23 protein-coding genes and 1 tRNA gene are annotated in these 26,992 nt (G+C 54.6%); 11 read left to right on the top strand and 13 right to left on the bottom strand.

Annotation, left to right across the window (positions count from 1 at the left end; all coding sequences use genetic code 11):
* The 3 genes from bcsE to bcsG form a co-directional block, all read left to right on the top strand.
* Positions 1-1,109, top strand: a 1,109-nt coding sequence (bcsE, locus tag F0Q32_RS14370) for a cellulose biosynthesis protein BcsE (RefSeq protein WP_149463617.1), incomplete at its 5' end; no start/stop codon positions are given.
* Positions 1,106-1,300 carry a cellulose biosynthesis protein BcsF gene (gene bcsF / locus F0Q32_RS14375; RefSeq protein WP_015962569.1) on the top strand — a complete coding sequence of 65 codons (195 nt, stop codon included), beginning with the start codon at positions 1,106-1,108 and terminating at the stop codon, positions 1,298-1,300. The genes bcsE and bcsF, both read left to right, overlap by 4 nt.
* Positions 1,297-2,976, top strand: a complete 1,680-nt coding sequence (bcsG, locus tag F0Q32_RS14380; protein ID WP_149463618.1) for a cellulose biosynthesis protein BcsG — start codon at positions 1,297-1,299, stop codon at positions 2,974-2,976. The genes bcsF and bcsG overlap by 4 nt, the downstream gene beginning before the upstream one ends.
* A gap of 83 nt (positions 2,977-3,059) precedes the next feature.
* Here the strand turns inward: bcsG and F0Q32_RS14385 are convergent, their stop codons facing one another.
* From F0Q32_RS14385 to F0Q32_RS14435, 10 genes are all read right to left on the bottom strand, one after another.
* Positions 3,060-3,167, bottom strand: coding sequence for a type I toxin-antitoxin system toxin Ldr family protein (locus F0Q32_RS14385; protein ID WP_149463619.1), 108 nt, complete (start codon positions 3,165-3,167; stop codon positions 3,060-3,062).
* Positions 3,168-3,426: 259 nt separating this feature from the next.
* Positions 3,427-4,437 carry a dipeptide ABC transporter ATP-binding subunit DppF gene (gene dppF / locus F0Q32_RS14395; RefSeq protein WP_149463620.1) on the bottom strand — a complete coding sequence of 337 codons (1,011 nt, stop codon included), beginning with the start codon at positions 4,435-4,437 and terminating at the stop codon, positions 3,427-3,429.
* Positions 4,434-5,417, bottom strand: a complete 984-nt coding sequence (dppD, locus tag F0Q32_RS14400; RefSeq protein WP_149463621.1) for a dipeptide ABC transporter ATP-binding protein — start codon at positions 5,415-5,417, stop codon at positions 4,434-4,436. Before dppD ends, dppF begins: the two co-directional genes overlap by 4 nt.
* 10 nt (positions 5,418-5,427) lie before the next feature.
* A complete protein-coding gene (gene dppC / locus F0Q32_RS14405; protein WP_149463622.1) occupies positions 5,428-6,330 on the bottom strand; it encodes a dipeptide ABC transporter permease DppC in 903 nt (300 codons plus the stop codon).
* 9 nt (positions 6,331-6,339) lie between these two features.
* On the bottom strand, positions 6,340-7,359 hold the full coding sequence (gene dppB, locus F0Q32_RS14410) for a dipeptide ABC transporter permease DppB (RefSeq protein WP_149463623.1): 1,020 nt from the start codon (positions 7,357-7,359) through the stop codon (positions 6,340-6,342).
* Between the two features lie 168 nt (positions 7,360-7,527).
* On the bottom strand, positions 7,528-9,135 hold the full coding sequence (gene dppA / locus F0Q32_RS14415; RefSeq protein ID WP_149463624.1) for a dipeptide ABC transporter periplasmic-binding protein DppA: 1,608 nt from the start codon (positions 9,133-9,135) through the stop codon (positions 7,528-7,530).
* Between the two features lie 734 nt (positions 9,136-9,869).
* Positions 9,870-9,946: transfer RNA gene (locus tag F0Q32_RS14420), tRNA-Pro, on the bottom strand.
* 91 nt (positions 9,947-10,037) lie between these two features.
* Entirely contained in the window at positions 10,038-11,729 is a 1,692-nt protein-coding gene (gene eptB, locus F0Q32_RS14425) for a kdo(2)-lipid A phosphoethanolamine 7''-transferase (RefSeq protein ID WP_149463625.1), read from the bottom strand.
* 253 nt (positions 11,730-11,982) lie between these two features.
* A complete protein-coding gene (locus tag F0Q32_RS14430; RefSeq protein ID WP_015962561.1) occupies positions 11,983-13,188 on the bottom strand; it encodes an MFS transporter in 1,206 nt (401 codons plus the stop codon).
* 177 nt (positions 13,189-13,365) lie between these two features.
* Positions 13,366-14,064, bottom strand: a complete 699-nt coding sequence (locus F0Q32_RS14435; protein WP_149463626.1) for an autotransporter domain-containing protein — start codon at positions 14,062-14,064, stop codon at positions 13,366-13,368.
* 153 nt (positions 14,065-14,217) lie between these two features.
* Here F0Q32_RS14435 and tag point away from each other — a divergent pair, with 153 nt between their 5' ends.
* Both tag and F0Q32_RS14445 read left to right on the top strand, forming a co-directional pair.
* Positions 14,218-14,799, top strand: coding sequence for a DNA-3-methyladenine glycosylase I (gene tag / locus F0Q32_RS14440; protein WP_149463824.1), 582 nt, complete (start codon positions 14,218-14,220; stop codon positions 14,797-14,799).
* A complete protein-coding gene (locus F0Q32_RS14445) occupies positions 14,777-15,223 on the top strand; it encodes an N-acetyltransferase (RefSeq protein WP_149463627.1) in 447 nt (148 codons plus the stop codon). The genes tag and F0Q32_RS14445 overlap by 23 nt, the downstream gene beginning before the upstream one ends.
* Here the strand turns inward: F0Q32_RS14445 and F0Q32_RS14450 are convergent.
* A complete protein-coding gene (locus F0Q32_RS14450) occupies positions 15,186-17,465 on the bottom strand; it encodes a molybdopterin guanine dinucleotide-containing S/N-oxide reductase (protein WP_370516888.1) in 2,280 nt (759 codons plus the stop codon). The genes F0Q32_RS14445 and F0Q32_RS14450 overlap by 38 nt on opposite strands.
* A 221-nt stretch (positions 17,466-17,686) precedes the next feature.
* Here F0Q32_RS14450 and F0Q32_RS14455 point away from each other — a divergent pair, with 221 nt between their 5' ends.
* The 6 genes from F0Q32_RS14455 to ghrB all read left to right on the top strand — a co-directional run bounded on the left by F0Q32_RS14455 (position 17,687) and on the right by ghrB (position 23,786).
* The gene (locus F0Q32_RS14455) at positions 17,687-18,349 is read left to right on the top strand and encodes an OmpA family lipoprotein (RefSeq protein WP_015962556.1); all 663 of its coding nucleotides are present in this window, start codon (positions 17,687-17,689) and stop codon (positions 18,347-18,349) included.
* A 95-nt stretch (positions 18,350-18,444) separates the two neighbouring features.
* Positions 18,445-19,461, top strand: coding sequence for a LacI family DNA-binding transcriptional regulator (locus F0Q32_RS14460; protein ID WP_149463629.1), 1,017 nt, complete (start codon positions 18,445-18,447; stop codon positions 19,459-19,461).
* Between the two features lie 100 nt (positions 19,462-19,561).
* Positions 19,562-20,311, top strand: coding sequence for a sugar phosphate isomerase/epimerase (locus F0Q32_RS14465; protein WP_149463630.1), 750 nt, complete (start codon positions 19,562-19,564; stop codon positions 20,309-20,311).
* A gap of 3 nt (positions 20,312-20,314) precedes the next feature.
* On the top strand, positions 20,315-21,253 hold the full coding sequence (locus F0Q32_RS14470) for a sugar kinase (RefSeq protein ID WP_149463631.1): 939 nt from the start codon (positions 20,315-20,317) through the stop codon (positions 21,251-21,253).
* A gap of 256 nt (positions 21,254-21,509) precedes the next feature.
* Positions 21,510-22,790, top strand: a complete 1,281-nt coding sequence (locus F0Q32_RS14475) for an MFS transporter (RefSeq protein ID WP_149463632.1) — start codon at positions 21,510-21,512, stop codon at positions 22,788-22,790.
* 21 nt (positions 22,791-22,811) lie between these two features.
* On the top strand, positions 22,812-23,786 hold the full coding sequence (ghrB, locus tag F0Q32_RS14480) for a glyoxylate/hydroxypyruvate reductase GhrB (RefSeq protein ID WP_149463633.1): 975 nt from the start codon (positions 22,812-22,814) through the stop codon (positions 23,784-23,786).
* A 77-nt stretch (positions 23,787-23,863) separates the two neighbouring features.
* Here ghrB and F0Q32_RS14485 read toward each other — a convergent pair whose 3' ends face one another.
* On the bottom strand, positions 23,864-25,234 hold the full coding sequence (locus F0Q32_RS14485) for a CehA/McbA family metallohydrolase (RefSeq protein WP_149463634.1): 1,371 nt from the start codon (positions 25,232-25,234) through the stop codon (positions 23,864-23,866).
* Entirely contained in the window at positions 25,234-26,883 is a 1,650-nt protein-coding gene (locus F0Q32_RS14490) for a PTS transporter subunit EIIC (RefSeq protein WP_149463635.1), read from the bottom strand. Before F0Q32_RS14490 ends, F0Q32_RS14485 begins: the two co-directional genes overlap by 1 nt.
* Positions 26,884-26,992 lie beyond the last annotated feature (109 nt).

Here is a 26,992-nt window from a genome sequence, read left to right on the forward strand (position 1 = left end):
GGAACTTGTTCGCACCTTCCTTAAGTGAGTACGGTTCGCTTGCCGGTCTGGCAAGTTTACGTTACCAGGGCGATGGAATGCTTTTTGACATTGCTTTCTGGGCAAATGAAAAAGGCGTTAGCGCCCGTCAGCAACTTCTCATCAGGCAAAACGATAACGGTCTGGAATTAGTTCAGGAAGAGCTGGCAAATGTTCAGCCGCGTACTGATGAAAAAGCGGTATTTAGCAATATTGCTTTTCTGGAAGGGGCTCCGCCGCTTTCTGAGCACTGGTCCGTATTCGACACCAACGATGCCGTCTTTAATGCCGCACGCAGCGCACATGCCGCGACAGTTATTTTCGTGATGGGCCAAAATAGCCAGATTGAACAGCTCGCACGCTATATTCATACGCTGCGACGCCAGCGCGGTACAGCGTTGAAAATCGTGGTGCGCGAAAGCGTGCCCAGCCTGCGCGCCACCGACGAGCGCCTGCTGTTAAGCTGCGGGGCGAACCTTGTGATCTCTCACAGTTCGGCGCTTTCGCGCTGCCTGACGTTAATTGAAAGCGTGCAAAATCAGCAATTCAGCCGCCGCGTACCGGAAGATTTGACTACGCTGTTCAGTAATACCGAACCCCTGAAACTTAAAGGTTACCAGAAGTGGGATGTATTCTGCGATGCGGTACAAAAAATCGTCAGCAATCCGTTGCTGCCTGCCGATGGTAAAGGCGTGCTGGTCGCGCTGCGTCCGGCGCCGGGATTGCGCGTTGAACAAGCGCTGACCCTGTGCCGTCCGCACCGTATGGGCGATATTGCTACCATTGCAGATAAGCGCCTGATGATCTTTTTATCGTTTTGTCGGGTCAACGATCTCGATATCGCCCTGAACCATATTTTCCCGCTGCCGACGGGCGACATTTTCTCTAACCGGGTGATTTGGTTTGAAGATAAACAAATTGCGGCAGAACTGGTGAATATGCAGGACGTGAAACCGGAGCGCTGGACGAAGCCGCTGCCGGTGACCACCCAGCCGGGCAAAATTATTAACGCCACGCACGATGGCCGTCACTGGCGTCGGTATCCGGAACCGCATCGTTTATCCGCTGACACGGGAGAACAGTCATCATGATGTCGATAAGCGATATTATTCAGTTAGTTGTCTTGTGCGCGCTGCTTTTCTTCCCGCTGGGATATTTGACGCGCCACTATCAGCGTCGCATCGAAAACGCCTTCCGGCTGATGTTCTTTAAACCGCGTTATGTCAAACCGGCTGGCGTCGTCCGCCGGGGTTCCAGTTCCAGAGCGAAAACAGAAAAATGACCCAATCAACCCAAACCGCCACGGCCTCATCGCCGCTCTGGCAATACTGGCGCGGCTTGTCCGGCTGGAACTTCTATTTCCTGGTAAAATTCGGCCTGCTGTGGGCCGGTTACCTCAATTTCCACGCCATGCAGAACCTGGTGTTTATGGCGTTTCTGCTGTTTCCGCTGCCCAATCGCCGCCTGCATAAATGGCGTAACTGGATTGCCATCCCGATAGGCTTTGCCCTCTTCTGGCATGATACCTGGCTGCCGGGTCCGGAAAGCATCATGAGCCAGGGCTCGCAAATTGCTGGCTTCAGTGCGGACTACATGTGGGATCTGGTCACTCGCTTTATTAACTGGCAGATGGTCGGCGCCTTCTTTGTGCTGCTGGTCGCCTGGCTGTTCTTAACCCAGTGGATCCGCGTGACCGTGTTTGTGGTTGCCGCGATGGTCTGGCTGAACCTGATTACGCTGGTTGGCCCTTCCTTTAGCCTGTTCCCTGGCGGCCAGCCAACCAATACCGTCACCACCACCGGCGGCACGGCTGCCGCGACGGTCGCTACGGCGGGCAATACGCCGGTCGTCGGAGATATCCCTGCGCAAACTGCGCCGCCGACCTCGGCCAATCTCAACGCCTGGCTGAGCAGTTTCTATCAATCTGAAGAGAAACGCTCGACCAAATTCCCGGACGCGTTGCCTGCCGATGCCCAGCCGTTTGAACTGCTGGTGATCAACATCTGCTCGCTCTCTAACGCCGATATTGAAGCGGCTGGCCTGATGCAGCACCCGCTGTGGTCGCACTTTGATATTCGCTTTACCAACTTCAACTCAGCAACCTCCTACAGCGGCCCGGCGGCGATTCGCCTGCTGCGTGCCAGCTGCGGCCAACCGTCGCATACCAATCTGTATCAACCCGCCGGGAATCAGTGCTACCTGTTTGATAACCTGAGCAAACTGGGCTTCGCGCAGCAACTGATGCTGGATCACAACGGCGTCTTTGGTGGCTTCCTGAAAGAAATACGTGATAACGGGGGCGTGCAAAGCCCGCTGATGGATCAAAGCAAACTGCCGGTTAACCTGCTCTCCTTCGACGGCTCGCCGGTGTATGACGATCTTGCCGTCCTGAAACGCTGGCAGGAGTCGGAAGGTCAGGGTGCGGAAAAACGCACCGCAACCTTCTTCAACATTCTACCGCTGCACGACGGTAACCACTATCAGGGCCAGAGCAAAACCGCCGATTACAAAGCGCGTGCGCAGAAGCTGTTTGATGAGCTGGATACCTTCTTTACCGAGCTGGAAAAATCAGGGCGTAAAGTGATGGTCGTCGTGGTGCCGGAACACGGCGCGGCGCTGCAGGGCGATAAAATGCAGGTGTCTGGCCTGCGCGATATCCCGAGCCCGTCCATTACGCATGTTCCCGCCGCGGTGAAATTCTTCGGTATGAAAGCGCCGCATCAGGGTGCGCCGATCGTCATCGATCAGCCGAGCAGCTACCTTGCGGTCTCCGAACTGGTTGCCCGCGCCGTTGACGGTAAGATGTTCAATGAAGACAGCGTGGACTGGCAGGCCTACACCAACAGCTTGCCGCAAACGGCTCCGGTCTCCGAGAACTCCAACGCCGTTGTGATGCAATACCAGGGTAAACCGTACGTTCGCCTGAACGGCGGCGACTGGGTACCGTATCCGCAGTAAGCAAAAAAGGCCGCAGGCTATTACCCCTGCGGCCTGTTTCGGGCGCACGTTGCCATCTCGACAGCCTGACGCCCGCCTGCGGATTATCTCCGGTTACGCCACCAGCTCACGATTGCGGTGGTAATAACCCCCACCAGAATCGGCGCTGCCAGATCGTGCCAGAAGATCACACAGAGTTGTGCGAACGTCATATAGCCGCCTTGCTTGAAATGACAACGGTTCGCGGCTATTCTTGAATTGTCTAGATGCAAGAATTGGCCCCCGTTATGTTGTCAGGTTAAACCTTTCAACGTGCGGGGGTTTTCTCTTTCCAGCAACCAATGCCGCCGGGGATCAAGCCCCCGCAACATTGCGCCTGACCGGGCGAACCCGGCCTGGCGTCGATACTACGCTTATCTGTTTATTCCCTTCACCAGGCAATCACGCAATTTGCGCACTGCCTTCCAGACCTTATAACGCCTTTTCAGGGTTTTCATCCTGGTCTACAGCGAAGCACGCAACAAGTTGACCGTTATACTCTTTCAGCTGCGGCGCGAGTTGGGTACAGGGCCCAAACCGACGACGGCAGCGGGCATTGAAAGCGCAACCCGGCGGTGGATTCAGCGGGCTTGGCAGTTCACCGGTGAGCTTAATGCGCTCGCGACGATCGTCCGGATTCAGACGCGGTGTCGCTGAAAGCAGTGCCTGGGTGTACGGATGACGCGGATTATTGAAGATTTGGTCTTTCGTCCCCTTCTCCACACAGCGGCCGAGGTACATCACCATCACTTCATCGGCAATGTGCTCGACCACCGACAGGTCGTGGGAGATGAAGACATAAGACAGCCCCAGCTCCTGCTGCAAATCCATCATCAGGTTGAGCACCTGCGCGCGCACCGAAACGTCCAGCGCGGAAACCGGTTCGTCGGCAATCACCACGTCCGGGTCGAGCATCAACCCACGCGCGATGGCGATACGCTGACGCTGGCCGCCGGAGAACATATGCGGATAGCGGTCGTAGTGTTCCGTTTTCAGGCCCACTTTCGCCATCATCGCCAGCGCTTTTTCACGACGTTCGGCTTTGCTGAGTGAGGTGTTAATCAGCAGCGGTTCTTCCAGGATCTGCCCCACTTTTTTTCGCGGGTTCAGCGAGCCGTAGGGGTTCTGGAAGACAATCTGGATTTTCTGCCGACGTAATTTCTGCGCATGCGGATCGTGTTTCAACAGATCCTGCCCCTGATAAGAAAGCGCCCCCCCGGTAGGCGTTTCAATCATCGTCAGCAGGCGCCCCAGCGTCGATTTCCCGCAGCCGGATTCCCCCACTACCGCCAGCGTTTTACCGCGTTCGAGGGTAAACGACACGCCGTCCAGCGCTTTCACCAGACGCTCAGGGGCAAACAGCCCTTTCTTCACCGGGTAGTATTTTTTCAGATCGGTTGCCTGCAACAGCGGTTGTTGCAGTGCGGCCTCTTGCGTACTCATCGTGTAGGCCTCCCGGCGTCATCGAGTGGGTAGTGACATTTAGACTGACGCGCGCCGTCCAGCAGGTTCAGGTCCGGCTCCTCGCTGCGGCATTTATCCGTCGCATACGGGCAGCGCGGGTTAAGCAGACAGCCGTTCGGACGGTCATATTTGCCCGGAACCACGCCTGGCAGCGACGCCAGACGCGCTTTGTCCTGAGCAAACTCCGGCAACGCACGCAGCAGCGCCTGGGTGTATGGGTGGCGCGGCGCGCGGAAAATATCATGTGCCGCCCCGGTTTCCACGACCTGGCCGGCATACATCACGATAATTTTATGCGCGGCTTCCGCCACCAGTGCCAGATCGTGGGTAATCAGGATCAGTGCCATGTTCTCTTTCTGCTGCAACTCCAGCAGCAGTTCGATAATTTGCGCCTGAATGGTCACGTCGAGCGCCGTTGTCGGTTCATCGGCAATCAGCAGTTTTGGTCGACAGGCAATCGCCATGGCGATCATCACGCGCTGGCTCATCCCACCGGAAAGCTGATGCGGATAAACGTCTAAACGCGAGGCCGGGTCAGGAATGCCGACCTGATTCAGCAGGTCAATCGCCCGCTGACGACGTGTTTTCTTGTTACCGCCCTGATGCACCTTAATCGCTTCCATTATCTGGAAACCGACGGTGTAGCACGGATTAAGGCTGGTCATCGGATCCTGGAAGATCATCGCGACTTCCGCCCCGACCAGATTGCGGCGTTCTTTCTCCGAGATACGCTTGAGATCCTGCCCATTAAAGGCAAGGCTCTCTGCCATCACCCGGCCCGGATAGTCAATCAGCCCCATAATCGCCAGCGAGCTGACGGATTTACCGGAACCAGATTCGCCAACAATCCCGACCACTTCGCCTTGATCCACGCTATAACTGATGCGGTCTACGGCGCGGAATTCAGCACCCACTTCACCGAAGTGCACCGATAATTTATCTACATTTAATAACGCCATCTCGAACCTCTTACTGCTTCAGTTTGGGATCGAGCGCGTCACGCAGACCGTCACCCATCAGGTTAAATGCCAGCACCGTCAGCAGGATCGCCAGACCGGGGAAGGTCACGACCCACCAGGCGCTTTGCGCGAACTGCAACACGTCGGAGAGCATCGTGCCCCACTCCGGTGTTGGCGGTTGCGCACCCATGCCGAGGAAGCCAAGGGCGGCCATATCGAGAATGGCGTTAGAGAAACCGAGCGACGCTTGAACAATCAGCGGTGCAAGGCAGTTCGGGAAGATATTGACGAACATCTGGCGCATCGCCCCCGCCCCCGCCACGCGAGACGCGGTGACGTAGTCGCGGTTCACTTCCACCAGTACGGCAGCACGCGTCAGGCGCACGTAGTGCGGCAGCGCAACGAAGGTCAGCGCCAGCGCGGCGTTACCAATCGATGGGCCGAAAATGGCTACCAGCACCAGTGCCAGCAGCAGGCTCGGCAGCGCCAGCATGATATCGACCACGCGCATAATGACGTTATCGACCAGGCCGCCAAAGTAGCCCGCCACCAGCCCAAGAACAATCCCCAGCACCAGCGACAGCACCACGACCAGACACCCCACCAGCAGCGATAAACGCGCGCCATACATTAAGCGTGTCATCACATCGCGGCCGACGTCATCCGTTCCCAGCAAATGCGCCCAGCTTCCGCCTTCCTGCCAGACCGGCGGCACGAGCAGGGAATCACGGAACTGATCTGCCGGGTTATACGGCGCAATCCAGTTGGCAAAAATAGCGATAAACAGCACAACAACCACATAAACCAGGCCAACCACGGCGCCTTTGTTACGTTTAAAGTAGTGCCAGAACTCCTGCAACGGCGTCATCGGCACCGGTGCGGACACCGTTTTATTTTCAGTAACTTGTGACATGATGGCCCCTTACTTCTTATGCCGAATACGCGGGTTCACCACGCCATAGAGGAGATCAACCAGCAGGTTGACGAGGATAATCATCGTCGCGACCAGCAGCACGCCGCCCTGTACCACCGGGTAGTCGCGACGCTGTAAGGCGTCGATTAACCAGCGGCCCAGCCCCGGCCAGGAGAAGATGGTTTCTGTCAGGATGGCACCTGCCAGCAGCGTACCGACCTGCAAGCCGATAACGGTCACCACCGGCAGCATGGCGTTACGCAGTGCATGCACCACGATGACCCGCATGCGGGTCAGCCCTTTGGCGCGCGCGGTACGGATGTAATCTTCACCTAATACTTCCAGCATGGAAGAACGCGTCATACGCACAATCACCGCCAGCGGGATGGTACCGAGTACGATGGCAGGCAAAATCATATGCGCCACCGCATCGATGAAATTGCCCTCTTCGCCCCAGATGGCGGTATCAATCAGCATGAAACCGGTTAGCGGGTTCGAGTCATCAAGGAACACCATGTCGCTCACGCGCCCTGAAACCGGCGTCAGGTTCCACTGCACCGAGACCAGCATAATCAGCATCATGCCCCACCAGAAGATAGGCATGGAGTAGCCGGTCAACGCCAGGCCAACCGCAGTGTGATCGAAGATAGAGCCGCGTTTCACCGCAGCCAGCACGCCCACCGGGATACCCACGGCAACGGCGAACATCATGGCGCAGATACCAAGTTCCAGCGTCGCTTTAAAACGCGGCACGAACTCGTCCCACACCGGGAGACGGCTTTTCAGCGAGATCCCTAAATCACCGTGCAACACGCCCCAGATATAGTGGAGGTACTGCTGCCACATCGGCTTATCAAGGCCAAGTGCTGCCAGCAGTTCGGCATGGCGTTCAGGGGAGATACCACGCTCGCCCGCCATAATCATCACCGGGTCGCCGGGGATCATATGGACAAACGCAAACGTGAGAAGGGTAATACCGATAAACGTGGGGATGACGAGTCCCAAACGTCGGAGAATAAACTGCAACATAACCCGGATTCTCTCTAGTGACACTCAGCCTGGAACTGGGTGTCTGTATTGCTCACAAATCCTGGCCCGCACGTACACTGCCACGGGCTAAGTATTACGCCGGATGGCGCTGCGCTTATCCGGCCTACAGGTGCAGGTGAGGACAAGCGCAGCAATCCAGCTTTTTAATTATTCGATGGAGACGTTGTCGAAGTGGTGTTTGCCCAACGGATCGACTACATAGCCTTTGACTTCTTTACGCACCGGCTCGTATACGGTGGAGTGGGCGATGATCAGTGCCGGAGCCTGGTCATGCATCACCACCTGAGCCTGTTTGTACAGTTCAATACGCTTGTTGTGATCGTCGGTGGCGCGCGCCGGCTGAATCAGGTCTTCAAACGGCTTATAGCACCATTTCGAGTAGTTGGAGCCTTGCTCTGAGGCCGCACAGCTGAACAGGGTGGCGAAGAAGTTATCCGGATCCCCGTTATCGCCTGTCCAGCCCATCATCACCGTCTGGTGTTCACCCGCTTTGGCGCGTTTCAGGTACTCGCCCCACTCATAGGTAACGATGTTGGCTTTCACGCCCACTTTCGCCCAGTCAGCCTGAATCATCTCAGCCATACGGCGAGCGTTCGGGTTATAGGGACGCTGAACCGGCATTGCCCACAGGTCGATGGTGAAACCGTCTGCATGGCCTGCTTCTTTCAGCAGCGCTTTGGCTTTTTCAGGATCGTAACTGTAGTCTTTAACGTCGTCGTTATAGCCCCACATGGTTGGCGGGATCAGGTTTTTCGCGGCTACGCCAGCGCCCTGATAAACAGCTTTGATGATCGCTTCTTTGTTCACCGCGTAGGTCAGCGCCTGGCGAACTTTCACTTCATCGAGCGGCTTTTTCTGCACGTTGTAGGAGAGATAGCCCACGTTCAGGCCTGCCTGCTCGTGCAGGGTAATATTTTTATCCTGCTTCATGCGTGCGATGTCCGCCGGGTTCGGATACGGCATCACCTGGCATTCGTTCTTCTGCAGTTTGGCGTAACGCACGGAAGCGTCAGGCGTGATGGAGAAGACCAGACGGTCGATCTGCGGCTTGGTGCCCCAATAGCCCGGGAAGGCTTTGTAGAGAATACGGGAGTCTTTCTGGTACTGCTGCAGCTGGAATGGTCCGGTACCGATTGGGTTCAGGTCGACTTTATCCGGCGTACCGGCTTTCAGCATGTTGTCAGCATATTCTTTTGACAGAATAGAGGCGAAGTCCATTGCCAGGTCAGCAAGGAACGGCGCTTCCGGGCGAGTCAGGATGAACTGAACCGTGTGATCGTCGACTTTTTTCACTTCGCTAATCAGCTCCGGCAGGCCCATGCCTTCGAAGTATTCATAGCTGCCGCCAGAAATTTTATGGTACGGGTTCTGGTCGTTTTTCTGACGATCGAATGAGAACACAACGTCATCGGCGTTAAAGTCGCGCGTCGGTTTGAAATCTTTGCTGTCCTGCCACTTCACACCGTTACGCAGGTGGAAGGTGTAGGTTTTGCCATCTTCGCTGACTTCCCACTTTTCAGCGAGGCCAGGGATAACTTCGGTAGTACCGGTTTTGAATTCCACCAGACGGTTATAGATTGGCACCGAGCTGGCGTCATAGGTGGTTCCCGAGGTAAAGAGCTGTGGGTTAAAGCCTTCCGGCGAGCCTTCAGAACAATAAACCAGGGTTTTGGCCTGCACGCCCGCTGCGACGCTCATCGCCACCAGGCTGAGACCAAGCTTCAGCATCCCTGACTTCTTCAAGGAAATACTCATTATTGTGCTCCAGGTTATGTGTGTTGTGTTGTTGTTATTCCGCCAGCCTTTATTTGTTTTTTAACCGGTCTGGTCGGTAGTGCCCGAAGGCGTTACAGGGGATGGAGATTCCTTTCAGGTGAGCGTGTGAGTTGCAGCGCAGATCCTCCCTGAAATGCCCCTCGTGCCCTACAATCTGTCAACAGAATGTGAAAACGTCAATACACTCATCCGGGATTTACAACGAGGGTGAGAATTGGCAGGCAAAGATTAAAAAAACTCCAGAGCGGTATTTTCAGCAGAGAAATTTATGCTACTCGCCACGAGCCAGAGTTTTGTTCTTGATATTTCCGGGTGGTCAGTGATTAACGTTTAATCACATTATGAAAAAATAATCACAGAACGGTGATTATCTGAGCGATAAATACCGCGAACGTTAAAACGCACAGGGGAAAATGCTGAGGTTATCCATAAGCAACGAAAAAAAAGATCTGACTATGTATAAAAAAAAGCAATGGAATAGGTCACAAAATGGAGAGGTCGCGGTGATTCAGATGCGTAAAGGGCCTTATGTGTGATCGTCGCACGCTGTTGCCCTCACCCCGGCCCTCTCCCACAGGGAGAGGGAGAAAACCGGCACGAACCTAAACCCGCGTGCAATCGGTCCCCTCTCCCTCAGGGAGAGGGCTAGGGTGAGGGTTGTCTTCAAACACCAGACGCAAAAAAGCCCGCTCAAAGAGCGGGCTTTTCAAATTTGGTCGGTGATAGAGGATTCGAACCTCCGACCCCTTCGTCCCGAACGAAGTGCGCTACCAGGCTGCGCCAATCACCGAATGCGGGGCGCATCTTACTGCTGTGATGCATCCCCGTCAATCCCTTACCTTAAAAAAGCCATTCGTTCGGCGAGAAACTCGCCATCCCGGTTAATTCGTGGCTTTCTTGCTGGCATCCGGGATGTGACACCAGTTGTTATTCTCGTTAATCCCGCCGTTTGGCGAGGTGTAACCGAGGCAGCCCATAATGGTGTCGTACAGCTCAACGTGACGACGCGGCTGCTTCATATCCGCTTCCTTCTTCAACTGGGAAAAGGCCGCAGCATTCGAAGGATTCTCCAGATATTTATCCGACATCCACACCATCATCGGCACGCGGAACTGCTCTGGCGGGGCCATATGGCGCGGGGTGCCGTGCAGGTGCTCGCGTTCTTCAATCGACTCACCGTGGTCAGAGGCGTAGAACACGATCGCTTTCTTATCGCGCACCTGATCAATAATGGTATCGATAAAATGATCGACATAGGTGATGGAGTTATCAAACGAGTTGATCATCAGGTCTTTCGGACACTTACGATCGACGGCATAACACTCTGGCCCCCACTTAGCGAATGCGCGTGGGTAACGCTGGGTATAGTTGTAATGCGACCCTTTAGTGTGCAACACAATCAGGTGTTTACCCTGCGGGTTATCATCCAGCGAACGCTGAACTTCGCTCGACAGCAGCATATCGTCCACGGCTTTACCCCGGTTACGCGGTTCAGCGGCGATCTGCTCACGGTAGGCGATGTTATCCGCCATCGTGTTGGTGTAGAACCACATCTCGCTCTGCATCGCATACAGGTCGGAACTGAAACCTAACTGCTTAAGCACCGCAAAGACGTTCTGCTCTTTGAGCGTACGCTGCGGGTTATCTTCCGCCCCACCTTCACGCACAAACATGCAGCGCAGCGACAACTTGGTCGCGGTGTCACAGGAGTAACCACGGTACATCACCAGGTTCTTCTCTTTAGAGAGTTTTGGCGTAGTGTCGCGTTCGTAACCCAGCATCCCCATGTGATCCCAGCGAGTGGTTTCGCCGATGATGAAAATCACATAGGTATCGTCGAGGTTTTGCGTCGGCGTATAGGTGAATTTCTTAACCGGATTCATCAGCGATTTGTTATCCGATGACTCATCCACCTGGGCAAAAGCGTAAAGCCCCAGCGCTGAGAGCCAGTTAGACGGCAGGTAGGAGTTGGCCAGTACGCCACCGTAGCTCGGCATATCCACGCCTGCGATACGGTCATCACGCTTCTGGCGCGTATCAAGAAAACGAACGGGGCCCCAGACCATCAGGCCGGCCAGCAGCACGACCAGCACGCTGCGCCAGCGCTGTTTCGGGGTGCGAATCTGACGCCACAGCGTCATGTTGCTGCCGTTAAACCAGATGAGGAACAGCGGAATAGCGCTTATCAGCACCACTGAGATAACCAGTGTCCAGCCAACCACTTCTTTTGACAGATCGATATCCGTCGTCATCACCGACGCGACAATGCCGTAGCCAATCATGACGTTCATGGTGGTCATGTAATAACAGGCGCCAGCGGAGATCAGCACCAGCAACGACGCAAGTACCTGCCAGACCCGTCTACCGAGTAACGACAGAACACGCAGCAAGAAGAAGCAGATCAGAACGGCGGCAATCATCTCAACGATGGCAGCGACGCCTTTCCAGAAAGTGAGATCCTGAGCGTAGCCTTCAAAGCGACGCAGGAACACGGAAGCATTCATAAACAGACCGATGTAGACCGCCAGCAGCCAGCACAGCGTCTGCTGAGACATCGTTTTTAAATATCGCATGCAAATAACCCTGAAAAAAGGGAACAACAGATCAGCGCTATACCATCCGGGTACGCGCATCAGGCAAATTGTGCGGAAGTAATAGAGTCCATTCGGTACACGCGCGGCTAAGTAGACCACAGTCAGAGGGAAAAGTGGCAATGATGTGTGTTTTGGCTACAGATATTTACAAAAAAGCAAGTGCGGTAGCGGACAAAAGAGGGGTTAAAAACAGCAAAAGAGGAGCATAGCTCCTCTTTTTTCGGACTTGCAATTAGTGCGCGTGAATCTGGCGCAGTGTTGGCTGGGCCGGCTGACGAATCGTGGTAGACAGCGCCAGCGAGATAATCAGCAGAGCGAAGATAACGCAGAAGGTCACGTAGAAGCCGCCGAACAGTGAGGCAATCAACGAACCGCAGATGCTGCCGATACCGAAACCTAAGTAAATCACACCGTAGTTTTTCGCCAGATTGTTCAGACCGAAGAACTCACTCACCAGCGATGGGAACACGGTGATGGTACCGCCGAAGTTAAAGGCCACACAGGCGATGGCGGCGAAGAAGGTGGTGGCATTAAGCGGGGCGAAGAGCAGCGCGGCCATCCCCACCAGCGAAATCACCTGACCAATAGTAATGACACGGATACGGGAGATTTTATCGGACAGGATACCCAGCACCAGACGACCGCTCAGGTTAGCAATAGAGATGATGGTCACTGCGTTCGCCGCCGTTGCGATATCCAGATGTACCATGCCCTGGGCAATATCTTTCGCCACACCAATGACATACAGGCCGCTCATGCAGGCAGTCAGGAACATCACCGCCAGCATCCAGTACTGTGGTTTACGCATGGACTGCGCCAGAGTGAAGTCATTTTCGACCACGCCGTTAACGCTTTTCACTTCCTGCTGCGGCGCATCGGTCATCAGCATCGCGCCGAAGACGATCATCACCAGTACAATCGCGCCCCAAATCATAAAGGTTTTTTCCAGGCCGACAGTTTCCAGCAGGTGGCTGTCGATGAATTTAAAACCGAGGCTACCTAAACCGTAAGAACCGATGGCAAACGCGGAAATCAGCCCCTTACGTTCCGGAAACCATTTCACACAGTTAGAGAGCGTCAGCAGATAGCCCGCGCCGTCGGCGAGGCCAACCAGCACACCTGCGCTCAGCCACAGCATCATCAGGCTGTTAGAGTGCGCCGTCAGGAAGAAGCCGACGCCCAGCAAAATCCCGGAAGCCATGGTGACGCGTTTTACGCCAAAACGTTCCTGTAATTTGCCGGCCACAGAGGACGAAAGCGCGAGGCCGAGACTTAATAAACCGAAGGAGAAAGCGACCTGGCTGACCGGCGCATCCAGCTTGCTCGAGAGCGAACTGTTAAACAGACTCCAGGTGTAAACTGACCCCAGCGCGAACTGGGTAATGATGGTGCCGATAAGCGTCAGCCAGCGAGTATGATTTTGAGTTGCAGCGTTCATGATGAAGATGCCTTCTTGAATTAACTGCGGCTACGATAACGAAACCCGCGTATTCCATGGGGGAAAAAGGCATGAAGTGCGTTGAGGACGGAATGAAATGCACTGAGAGTGGAATGAATGACATTGCGTGCAGCTTATGCCCGATGGCACGGGCAACAGGCCGCGCCATCGGATAATTCAAAAACGCGCGCTCACCCCCATGGTATAGAGGTAGTTGGAACCGGTGGTCATGTTGTCCGCCTGCGACAGAGCCGCATACGCAGCAACATGTTGATTAAGAAGCATATCAGCACCCAGCGTCACATCGACCCAGTTGCCTTCCTGATTGGTGCCCGGCATGCGATTAAGGCCGGACTGGGCTTTCCACTGATTTTCGCCATACTGTTGGTTATAACTGACCTGCGCCCACGGATGAACCCCCCACCAGGAGCGGGAGTCCACTCGCCAGCCCAGCGTACTGATGCTGGCATGCCACATTGGGTCGGTATAACTGCCAATATCACCCGAGTCATTAAACACAGAGGCAGGCGAGCCATCGTAACGCCATGCAGCAACCGGCCCGGTCGTCAGGCCCGTGGTCAGCGGCATGTTCCAGCCAATGCTCATTGATTTGGTCGCGTCCAGCGGCGTCTCGTCCGGCATCGTCATCGCCAGACCGGGCCCATCGCTGGCAGCCTTGATACGTTCCGCCAGAATATCGTCATAGCGCGGTTGGTGATCGCTATCCCATGTATAGCGTTCAGCGGTACGACTTTCTGTGTCAGTCACGATATATTCTTGCTGCCAGGCGTGCGCCGAAGCTGCAAATAATAAGCAAATAAAGACAGGCGCCGTCAAAACACCTGGTCGAAAGCCAGTGCATTTCTTATCAATCATTCAAGCGACTCCAGAAAAGAGCCGAACCCGGCGATATTGTTATGTTTTTAGGGGGTGTGTATCCCTGTATTAAATATTGTCTTTTTATTTCTGGCGTCAAGCATGATTTGCAGGTTTTATTATCAGGTCAGGACCATGAAACAGGAGAAGGGTATGCAGCGTTGTGGTTGGGTCAGTCAGGACCCACTCTATATCGACTATCACGACAAGGAGTGGGGCGTTGCGCAGAAAGACGGGCAGCAGCTGTTTGAAATGATTTGCCTTGAAGGCCAGCAGGCCGGGCTTTCGTGGATAACGGTACTTAAGAAACGCGAAAACTACCGTCACGCTTTCCACCATTTCGACCCGCGCAAGGTTGCGGCCATGACGGAAGAAGATGTTGAGCGGCTGGTGCTGGATGCCGGAATTATTCGCCATCGCGGGAAAATTCAGGCCATCATTGGTAACGCACGCGCGTATCTGGCGATGGAAGAGAATGGCGAGCCCTTTGTCGATTTCGTCTGGTCGTTCGTGGATAACACGCCCATCGTCACCCAGGCGGCAGAGCTCTCCGGCATTCCTACCTCGACGCCCGCCTCCGATGCCTTATCAAAAGCGCTGAAAAAACGTGGCTTTAAATTTGTCGGCACGACCATTTGCTACTCCTTTATGCAGGCGTGCGGGCTGGTGAACGATCACGTAACGGGCTGTTTCTGCCATCCCGGAGGCCAGCATGATCCGCAAGTGGACAGCTAAATCTCTCGACCCGGTGCTCACGCTGTGGCTGGAAAGCACCACCTTCGCGCATCCTTTTATTGATGAGCAGTACTGGCACGACAGCCTCGCGCTGGTACGCGACGTTTATCTACCGGCGGCACAAACCTGGGTGTGGGAAGAAAATGACACCCTGTTGGGGTTTATCAGCGTGATGGATAACCAGTTTGTTGGGGCGTTGTTCGTGGCACCGCAGGCGCTGCATCGCGGCATTGGCAGCGCGCTGCTCAACGAAGTTAAGCAGCGCTACCCGATGTTAAGCCTGGAGGTGTATCAGAAAAACGGCCGCGCGGTGAATTTCTACCATGCGCTCGGCTTTCGCATTGAAGACGGCGCATGGCAGGAAGAGACCAAGCATCCCACCTGGATTATGCGTTGGCAGGCGGATCAAACGCCGTTAGCGTAAGCGCCGGGCCGCTGTATTTCTCTACCCACGCCAGCGCCGTATTGCCCGCGCAGCCATTCCCCAGCTTCGAGCTGGGGAGGTCTTTGGTCAGTACGTTGACTGCACCGTTTTTACAGATGCCCCCGGCCTGAAGATCCAGATCCGGCCATGCGCCTTCATGCAGGCACATCACGCCAGGCTTTATGCCATCGCTCACCACCGCGCCCGCCAGCACCTGCCCGCGGTGATTCCATACGCGCACCACATCGCCATCCTGAATATTTCGTGCACGCGCATCCTGCGGATGCAGGGTAAGCGGTTCACGCCCCGCGACCGCGTACTGCTCGCGCAGGGAAGTGTGATTGAGCTGGCTGTGCAGACGATGAGCCGGATGCGCGGAGAGCAGCTGCAACTGCTGCGGTTCGGCATTGCCGTGCCATTCGTCCGGCTCCAGCCACATCGGATGCGGCGGACAATCGGCATAGTTGAAACTGGCGATGCGCTCGGAATAAATTTCAATTTTCCCGCTCGGCGTTTTCAACGGATTGGCCTGCGGATCGGCACGGAAGGCCGCGAAACGGACAAACTGCGCGTTTTGTTCGCTGGTCGGCATTTCGATTAGCTGATTCGCCTGCCAGAAATCTGCAAACGGCGGCAGCGTAACCTGCTGGCTGGCGCCCCGCTCTGCGGCGATGCGATAGAACGTTTCGAGCCATTGCAGGTCACTTTTGCCTTCGGTAAAACGCTCACGCCCACCCGTTTCCCAGCGCTCACTCAGCTCAGCGAATACCTCAAAATCATCGCGCGCTTCACCCCGTGGCATCACCACGCGCTTCATCGGCACCAGGTGCTGATTACTGTAATCACCGGTCATAGTCAGATCGTTGCGCTCAAAAGAGGTGGTGGCGGGCAGAACAATATCGGCATGACGCGCCGCCGCCGTCCAGTTGCACTCGGAAATCACCACCAGCTCCGGGCGCTGCCAGGCGCGAATTAAGCGGTTGGTGTCCTGATGATGGGTAAAGTTGGCGCCACCCGCCCACCAGACAAAACGGATATCCGGGAAGTGCCTGTCCATGCCGTTGTGCTGATACGGTGCGCCGGGGTTTTCCAGTGCCTCGACAATCCGCGCGACGGGAATTTTATCAACCGCATCCACTCCCCCTTTTACCGCACCCTGCATCGATGCCAGCACAGCAGCGCGGCGCGTCGGGTTGCCGCCATTGGCAAAGTGATAAGAGAGCCCGAAGCCCCCGCCCGGCGTACCGATTTGTCCCAGCATGGCGGCGAGCGTCACCACCATCCAGTGCTTTTGTTCGCCGAACTGCTGGCGCTGCATGCCCCACCCCGCCATTAACATGGTGGTATTTTCGTGGAAAAGTTTCGCCAGTTCGCGGATTTTAGCTGCACTAACACCACATATTGCTGATGCCCATTCGGCGGTTTTGGGCTGCCCGTCTCGTTCGCCGAGCAGGTAAGCGGCGAACGTGTCAAATCCGGTCGTACAGCGCGCGAGGAATTGCGCATCATGCCAGTCGTTTTCCACCAGCGTATGGGCAATGCCAAGCATCATCGCCACGTCAGTGCCCATGTGTGGCGCAATCCATTCCATCGACTCGCCGAAGAAATCAACCGTTTCCGATCGCATCGGATCGATGCAGATCAGGCGCTTGCCGCTTTTGCGCAATTGTTCAAAGTAAGGAATGCCTTGTTCATCCGAAGCATTCCAGGCAATTTTCAGGGTATTCAGCGGGTTGGCACTCCACAGCACCACCACGTCCGTACACTCCAGCACCAGCGGCCAGCTGGTTTGCTGCTGATACACTTCGTTGCCGCCGACCACGTGCGGCATGATGGCCTGTGCCGCGCCAGTCGAGTAATCCCCCAGGTGCCCGGTGTAACCGCCCGCCAGGCTCATATAGCGCTGTAGCAGCGTCGCCGCTTTGTGGAGCACGCCATTGGATCGCCAGCCGTAGGAACCGGCAAAAATTGAGGACGGTCCATACGTTTCGCGAATACGTTTGTGCTGCGCGTGTATGAGATCCAGCGCCTCGTCCCAGCTCACCCGCACGAATTCATCCTGCCCGCGCACCCCCTTAGGTGACGCTGGCGAGGCCAGATAGCCTTTGCGCACCATCGGGTAACGTACCCGCGTTTTACTGTGCACCTGATCGCGCACGGCGCTTTGCAAAGAGTTAACAAACGAGGTTTCAAGCGCCCCGCGCGAGGAAAAAACGGTTTCACCGTCCGTTTCGACAAGCATGGGGCCCCAGTGGGCGGCAGTTAAAATGGTGTGCGTTTTCGCTGTAGTAGCCAAAGCGTGCTCCTGAGTATTCGATGCAGGTGTTGTGGTGATGAATTAACCATCACTCATTATTTTTTACATAAATCGGAGTTATAGAGGGAATTTTCCGCTTCTTTCCACGTCATAATCAACCGTCACGGTCGCCGTGGCAAAGAATAAAAAAGGATTAAGGAATTAAGATGAAAAAAAGCGTACTGATGATTGCTGCCGTTGTGAGCGGAGCTCTGGCAGTTTCTGGCTGCACCACTAACCCTTATACCGGTGAGCGCGAAGCGGGCAAATCCGGCATTGGCGCCGGGATCGGCTCTCTGGTCGGGGCGGGCGTTGGCGCACTCTCTTCGTCGAAGAAAGATCGCGGTAAAGGTGCATTGATTGGTGCGGCAGCAGGCGCGGCCCTCGGCGGCGGCGTCGGTTACTACATGGATGTGCAGGAAGCCAAACTGCGCGATAAAATGCAGGGAACGGGCGTCAGCGTGACGCGAAATGGCGACAACATCGTGTTAAACATGCCGAGCAATGTCACCTTCGACAGCAGCAGCGCAACGCTGAAACCGGCGGGCGCAAATACCCTGACCGGCGTGGCGATGGTACTGAAAGAGTATGAAAAAACCGCGGTAAATGTGATTGGCTACACCGACAGCACCGGCGGCCAGGACCTGAATATGCGACTGTCTCAGCAGCGTGCTGATTCCGTCGCCAGCTCGCTGATTACTCAGGGCGTAGCGGCAACACGTATTCGCACCAGCGGGATGGGCCCGGCGAATCCTATCGCCAGCAACAGCACCGAAGCAGGCAAAGCGCAGAACCGTCGCGTTGAAATCACCTTAAGCCCTCTTCAGTAATACAACGGCCCGGTAACGCCTCGTTTACCGGGCAAATCACTTGCTTAGCCAGATTTTCGCGCTAAGGTGTTCTCACTTTGCAAAGAGAGGCATCTATGGCGAAATCAACACGCCCGACTATAAGCGACGTCGCAAAAGCAGCAAAAACCGGTAAAACCAGCATCTCCCGTTACCTTAACGGCGAGAAACATCTGCTTTCCGATGCGCTTCTGGCGCGTATTGAAAACGCCATTGCCGAACTCGATTATCGCCCCAGCCTGATGGCGCGCAGCCTGAAGCGTGGCCGCACTCGCCTGATTGGCCTGATTATCGCCGATATCACCAACCCCTACTCGGTTAACGTGTTAAGCGGTATCGAGGCCGCCTGTCGCGAGAAAGGTTTCACCCCGCTGGTGTGTAACACCAACAACGAGGTCGATCAGGAGCAGCATTACCTCGACCTGCTGCGCAGTTATCAGGTGGAAGGGATTGTGGTCAACGCCGTCGGGATGCGCGAAGAGGCGCTCAATCGCCTGCAACAATCCTCGCTGCCGATGGTCCTCATTGACCGCAAAATTCCCGATTTCGCCTGCGACGTGGTGGGGCTCGATAACACCCAGGCGGCAACGACCGCTACCGAACATCTGATTGACCAGGGCTTCGAAGCCCTGCTGTTTCTCAGCGAACCGCTGGGCACCGTCAATACCCGCCGCGAGCGTCTGGCGGCGTTTAATGCCACGCTGGCGCGCCACCCCGGGGTGCTGGCTGAAAATGCAGAAGTGCCATTGGCCGAAAATGCGCAGCTAGATAACACCCTGCGTCAGTTCCACACACGCTATCGCGGTATGCGCAAAGCGATTATTTCTGCCAACGGCGCGCTCACGCTACAGGTTGCCCGCTCGCTCAAACGCATCGGCTTGAACTGGGGCAGCGACATTGGGCTGCTGGGTTTCGATGAACTCGAATGGGCAGAGCTGGCGGGCGTCGGCATCACCACCCTCAAACAGCCCACCTGGCAGATCGGTTTTGCGGCGGTCGAACAGGTCGTGCGCCGCATCGAAGGCGGTAGCACAGCCATCCATGAACAGGTTTTCTCCGGCGAACTGATTATCAGGGGATCAACCTCCCGTTAACGATCCTTCGTGATGACGATCATAAATTCAACATTCTGAGCTTTTCTTTGGAACCGGTTCCATCTAGCGTATTAACTATACGATGACGCTGGAGTTCTCCATGAAAAGACAAATTATCGTGGTTACCGCCGCTTACGGACATGACCAGGTCCGCGCCGCGGGTGGCCAAGCGGCGATGCTGCCGATAATCGCGAAAGCGGGCGCGGATGGTGTTGAAATCCGCCGCGAGATGTTTAACGACGCCGAACTAAATGCCCTGCCAGAGCTGGCCCGCGCGATAGAAACGCAAAAATTACTGGCCTGCTATTCGGCCCCTGAGCCACTGTTTCTTGCCGACGGCACGCTTAACCCGCACCTTCCCGCCCTGCTCGAAGAAGCCCGCACGCTGAACGCTCTTTGGCTGAAAGTCTCCCTTGGCCATTTTGAGCGCAAAGCGCCGCTGGAAACCCTGCGTACCTGGCTGGAGGTCAGCGGCATGGCGCTGGTGGTGGAAAACGACCAAACCGAATGCGGCCAGCTGCCGCCGATGCAGCGTTTCAAAGCCGCCTGCCGTGTGCTCAATCTGCCTGTGCGTCTGACCTTTGATATGGGTAACTGGCTGTGGGTGGGGAATTGCCCGCAGGAAGCCGCACAGCAACTGGCTCCGGCCGTGTGCTACATCCACGTTAAAGCGGCGACGCCTCACCATGACAGCTTCCGCGCCGTGCCGCCGGACCCCATCAATACCGACTGGCTGGACGTACTGCGCGCCCTGCCTGCCGACGCGCCGCGTGGAATTGAGTTTCCGCTCGAAGGCAACGACCTGACCGCAGTAACCCGTCGCTATGTCGAACTGTTACGCGAGGATTAAGCAATGAATAAACAACTGGATGTCATCACCATCGGTGAAGCCATGGCGATGTTTGTGGCAACACAAACGGGCGATCTTAGTGAGGTTGAGCAGTTTATCAAACGTGTCGCCGGGGCTGAGCTCAACGTCGCGACCGGACTGGCGCGCCTGGGCCTGAATGTTGGCTGGGTCAGCCGCATTGGAGACGACAGCTTCGGCCAGTTTATGATCAATAGCCTTAAAAAAGAAGGTATTGATGCGACAGGTGTCACCTGCGACGCGCGTTTCGCTACCGGCTTTCAGGTTAAATCTAAGGTCGAAAATGGAACCGATCCCATTGTGGAATACTTCCGTAAAAACTCAGCGGCCAGCCATCTTTCACTTGATGACTTCAACGACCACTATTTCGCCAGCGCACGCCATCTACACTTAAGCGGCGTTGCGGCGGCCCTCTCTGACTCGTCCTACGCCCTGCTCGATCACACGGCCCGTACGATGAAAGCGCTGGGCAAAACAATCTCCTTCGACCCGAACCTGCGCCCGGTACTGTGGAAAAGCGAGGCAGAGATGGTGGAAAAACTTAATCACCTGGCGTTCCAGGCCGATTGGGTTTTACCCGGTTTGAAAGAGGGGATGATTCTGACTGGTCAACAAACGCCGGAAGCTATTGCCGATTTCTATCTGACGCGTGGTGTAAAAGCGGTGGTACTGAAAACCGGTGCAGACGGTGCCTGGTATAAAACCGCAGAGGGCGAGAAAGGCTGCGTCGCGCCAGTAAAAGTCGACAAGGTGGTTGATACGGTGGGCGCGGGCGATGGCTTCGCCGTCGGGGTTATTAGCGCCCTGCTGGAAGGACGCTCACTGCGTGATGCAGTAACCCGCGGAAATAAGATTGGCGCACTGGCCATTCAGGTTCAGGGCGACAGTGAAGGATTACCGACGCGTGAGGCGTTGGGGGAATAGTGCCGTCCCCCTCACCCTAACCCTCTCCCTCAAGGGAGAGGGGATGGAATGTGCACATTATTGGTTTTCCCCCCTTCCTCAAGGCAGAGGAACGGAATGTGCACATTATTGGTTTTCCCCCTTCCTCAAGGCAGAGGAACGGAATGTGCACATTATTGGTTTTCCCCCTCTCCTTGTGGGAGAGGGCCGGGGTGAGGGCATCAGCGCGCACCTTCCCCTAATAACACTCTGACCCTACAACTACAGAGGCAGGACTATGAATAGCTCAACCAATGCAGCCAAACGCTGGTGGTACATCATGCCAATCGTGTTTATCACGTACAGCCTGGCGTACCTCGACCGCGCAAACTTCAGTTTCGCTTCCGCCGCAGGCATTAACGAAGATTTAGGCATCACCAAAGGGATCTCTTCCTTGCTGGGCGCCCTTTTCTTCCTCGGCTACTTCTTCTTCCAGATCCCCGGCGCGATGTATGCGGAACGCCGCAGCGTGCGCAAACTGATTTTCGTCTGCCTGATCCTGTGGGGAGCCTGCGCCTCGCTCACCGGGATGGTCAACAATATTCCAATGCTTGCCGCCATTCGCTTTATTCTCGGCGTGGTGGAAGCGGCGGTGATGCCCGCCATGCTGATTTATATCAGTAACTGGTTCACCAAATCTGAACGCTCGCGCGCCAATACCTTCCTGATACTCGGTAACCCAGTGACGGTGCTGTGGATGTCGGTGGTTTCCGGCTACCTGATTCAGGCGCTCGGCTGGCGTGAAATGTTCATTATCGAAGGCTTTCCGGCCATCATCTGGGCGTTCTGCTGGTGGGTGCTGGTAAAAGACAAACCGGCGCAGGTGGGTTGGTTGTCTGAATCCGAAAAAGCGGCGTTGCAGGCCGAGCTCGATAAAGAGCAGCAGGGCATTAAAGCGGTGCGTAACTACGGCGAAGCGTTCCGTTCCCGCAACGTGATTCTGCTGTGTATGCAGTATTTCGCCTGGAGCATCGGCGTATACGGTTTCGTGCTGTGGCTGCCGTCAATTATTCGCAGCGGTGGCGCAAACCTGGGGATGGTAGAAGTGGGCTGGCTGTCATCTGTGCCGTATCTGGCCGCCACAGCGGCGATGATTCTGGTCTCCTGGGCTTCCGATAAGATGCAGAACCGCAAGCTGTTTGTCTGGCCGCTGCTGCTGATTGCCGGTTTCGCCTTTATCGGCTCATGGGCGGTGGGCGCTAACCACTTCTGGATTTCCTACACTCTGCTGGTTGTCGCCGGTGCCGCAATGTACGCGCCGTATGGCCCGTTCTTTGCCATCATCCCGGAAATGCTGCCGCGCAACGTCGCTGGCGGCGCCATGGCCTTAATCAACAGTATGGGCGCGCTGGGATCGTTCTTTGGCTCCTGGTTCGTCGGCTACCTCAACGGCGCGACCGGTTCGCCGTCCGCCTCTTACATTTTTATGGGAGTGGCACTTTTCGCCTCGGTATGGCTTACTCTGATTGTTAAGCCTGCTAAGAATCAACAACTTCCCGTTGGCGCACGCCACGCTTAAATCACACTTACGGAGAGTCGCATGAAGCCGTCCATTATTCTCTACAAGGCACTGCCTGACGATTTATTGCATCGCCTGGAAGCCCACTTTACCGTTACGCAGGTGCCTAACCTGCGCCCGGAAACCGTCCAACAGCATGCAGAGGTGTTTGCTAACGCCGTCGGCCTGCTGGGCTCCAGCGAAGCCGTTAACGAAGCGCTACTGGAGAAAATGCCGAAGCTGCGTGCGACCTCGACCGTCTCCGTGGGCTATGACAACTTTGATGTCGATGCCCTCAACGCGCGTCACATTCTGCTGATGCATACCCCCACTGTTCTGACGGAAACCGTCGCGGATACGGTGATGGCGCTGATGCTCAGTACCGCGCGCCGGGTGGTGGAAGTCGCCGATCGCGTAAAAGCCGGCGAATGGAAAAAAAGCATCGGGCCGGACTGGTTCGGTACCGATGTGCACCATAAAACGCTGGGTATTGTCGGGATGGGCCGCATCGGTATGGCGCTGGCTCAGCGCGCGCACTGCGGTTTCGGCATGCCGATTCTGTATAACGCTCGCCGCCAGCATCCGCAGGCCGAAGAGCGCTTCAGCGCGCGTTACTGTGACCTCGACACGCTATTGCAGGAATCCGATTTCGTGTGTCTGATCCTGCCACTCAGCGAAGAGACGCATCATCTTTTCGGTAAAGAACAGTTCGCGAAGATGAAATCCTCCGCCATCTTTATCAACGCTGGGCGCGGCCCGGTGGTAGACGAGCAGGCGCTCATTGCCGCGCTGCAAGCGGGTGAAATTCATGCCGCCGGGCTGGATGTCTTTGAGAAGGAACCGCTGTCTGTCGATTCCCCTCTGCTGACGCTGCCGAACGTCGTTGCACTACCACATATCGGCTCTGCCACGCATGAGACGCGCTTTAATATGGCGGCCTGCGCGGTGGATAACCTGATTGATGCGTTGCAGGGGAAAGTTGAGAAGAACTGTGTGAATCCGCAGGTGTTAAGCTAATTATTTCGGGCTCAGAATCGACCATTCTGAGCCCGAAAATGACGTATTGAACAGTAATCGGACGCTAAAACGAATAGCTAATCTTTCTGGGTTAGTAAAAACTGCGCGAGTAGTGCAGCAAACTGGAACACTGACGGTAGGGTTATCCCGTAGTGTATCGGTGTCATAAAAAAGACAATTTCTTCGTTCCTGCGGGCCTCCAGACGAATTACATCGCCTTTTTGTAAAGAGATATTCCGTATGAACGTTTGAGCATACGTTTCCTCAACACAGTCGCCATTTTTCATTAATCGCCAGGACAGTGCATGCGCGGAACAGCTGGCGGCAAAATTAACCTCTCCAGAGACTTCATCGCCCGGATATATCGTCCGGCCACTCTGCCGTAGATGTAATTGGCAATCGACCTCGTTGCTTATTGTTGTTCTGCCAGCCCTGAGGCCAGCCAATAGCCCGGCAATACTCAGTTCTCTGGAAAATATGGCTGTTGTCGGTTTCCCCAAAGGATAGACACCATTACCGTCAGGTTTATGCGCATCGCTTCCACCGGTCGCCGTCAGCCTAAAACCCTGGTTCCACAAAAAATCGTAAAACCGTATCGCCTTATCGTTATCAATAGGATGCCCTGCAAGATGTGGTGCATTAATGACTTCGAATAAATGTATATCTCGCACATCAAAATCGTGCTGTAACGTCATTCCCTCAGAAAAGGGGTGATTAATGGAAATTAAAACCCCTTCACCACTCAGATCATGAAACAGTTGGGTCAAAATCGTATTTTTTGACACGTTGTGCCACGAGAAATAATGACCGTAATCGATGAGCTTGTTGAAACCAAACGCGTTGTAATGCACTTCATTGTCCAGCGTGATTTCCGTTGCCGGAAGCACCAAAAAGGGACGATGGGGTAAGCGCGTTGTGATGACTGAATGATCGGTGACCGCCAGATAATCAAAACCGTTGTCCTCTGCACTATCGCAAATATCAGACAACGAAACTCGGCCATCAGAGTAATAACTATGGCAATGGAGATCGCCGCGATACCATTTTTCAGCGTGCTGAAGAACACGGTTTGGGCGCTGCGACAACACTGAAAAATTATCGGGCGTCGTCACGCCGGTCGGCGTATCGCCAGGAATAACGTCGAGCACCACGGCCCCCACATGTAGCGCAGGCCTTACGAATGTTATTGTCCAGATACCCGGCAGGATTTTTCCTGCCAGGGTATTGTTAGAACTTGATGCTGCCGATTCGCTTACGATGAAATGTTTCGTTCGCGTTTTACAGGTCAATAAAGCTCGTATTTGCTGTTCAGGATCTTTCAACACTAAAAAGAGGTGTTCAAAGGGGACATCCACGAGAAAAATATCAATACATGTTGCATGCTGAACCGTAAAAGTTGCTGACTGCACCTCGAAAGGTTCAGACGAAAACGCGAACCTTATGCGCATTAATGTCCCTCCAGCAATTCACGCACATCAACCGCAATACTGCATACGTTTGGACCGTACACAATCTGGACGCCATTCTTGCCGATACGAACAATACCCATCGCTTCCAGATTCTCTTTCCAGTGACGATCGGGAGCCATCAGCTCAGCATTCACCAGCACAATTCGCAACCGTGAGATGCAGTTATCAACCTCAACGATATTTTCACGTCCGCCTAATGCGGAGATAATTCCTTCGGCCAGAGAACCCTCTGTGCTCGCTTTCTTAATTTCACCACCAGTCGATTTCTTGTTCAATTTTTCGCTGTAATCTTGTTTGGTATATAACCTTATTTCATCATCACTGCCAACATCTTCACGCCCCGGCGTTTGAATATTAAAGCGAGTAATAAGCACTCTGAATAAGGCATAAGAGGCAACAAAAAAAGCAGGGAAAAGATAGAGAAAAGGCCAGATATTGAGCTTTTCCGGTCTAAAAAAGAAGGGTATCCAGTCTTTGATATTACCCTGATAAATCGACACCTTACACAGTTCAGAAAGCACTTCACCTAACGCCGCAAGCGGTGCATAGATAAAGAAATATAACCATGGCGCAATAAACAGAAAAGTAAATAGAATAGGCTCAGTAATACCAAAAACGATGGTAGAGATAACAACTGAAATCAACAAAGCAGCGACTTTTTTCTTATTTTCCTTTCGCGTGGCATGATACATCGCTAACGCAATACCTGGATAAATAGCAAAGTTGATGATGGCATTGCCCCCCATAAATCCGCGAACCAACAGCTTACCTGGTTCAGGTGAGGCAAGTTGCGCCATTTGTATCGCTGACGTACCGGAAACAAGAACGCCATCAACCATTTCCGATCCCCCCAGTTGAGTCCAGCGAATCGGGAGAGAAATCAGGGGATGCATTCCGAACGGAATCAGAATTTCGTTTACGGCCCGATAAACAAATGTGCCTAACAATCCTGAGTCATGTACGAATCCCGCAAAACTGCCCAGTGTTCCGCCGATAAATGGCCAGCAGACAAAGAAAAATGCCCCCAAAACGCCGCCTGCCAGCAACGAAAGAATAGGCACCGTGCGCGTTCCGGAGAAGAATGATAGCGCCAGAGGGAGCTTCGTATTGTAAAAGCGCGCATGAATAGCGGCGATGCAGAACCCGATTGCCAGACCGCCAAAGACACCCGTCCGATAGCTAAAATAGCCTAATTCAGTCGTGAAAAGCGCCGAGGATTTCGTCGCGTCTATAGCGCTCTGCCCCTGAGCAACGAAACCCGCTATCGTGGTATTTTCGGCATTCAGCCCTTCATTTTTCAGTAAAATAGAAAGGGTCATAAGCATCGACAAGTATGCGACCATTGCAGAAAATGCCGCCCATCCCTGTTCTTTTTTTGCTAATGAAAACGCCACACCAACTGCGTAAAGGATCCCCAGGTTTTTAAAAATGACATCACCTAATCCTTTAATAACGGTGAAGCATTTATACCATACAGAGTGAGAATAACTTCCCCAATCAAGTCCAAAAGAGTTTATCGTTGTCTCAGAAGTCAGCGCCCCACCCACACCCAATAATAAACCACCAATAGCAACCAGTGATATAGGTACCAGCATCGACTTGCCGTACATTTGCAATCTTTCTTTCATAAGAATCCCTGAAATATAGACACCGAATCATTCGGATTGCCGATTGAGACATCTGTTCCCACGATAAACAAAACATTAATGATATTTATTTATCATTCAAAACAATTAA

It is taken from the genome of Pseudocitrobacter sp. 73 (genome assembly GCF_008369545.1).
Taxonomy (GTDB): Bacteria; Pseudomonadota; Gammaproteobacteria; order Enterobacterales; family Enterobacteriaceae; genus Pseudocitrobacter; species Pseudocitrobacter vendiensis.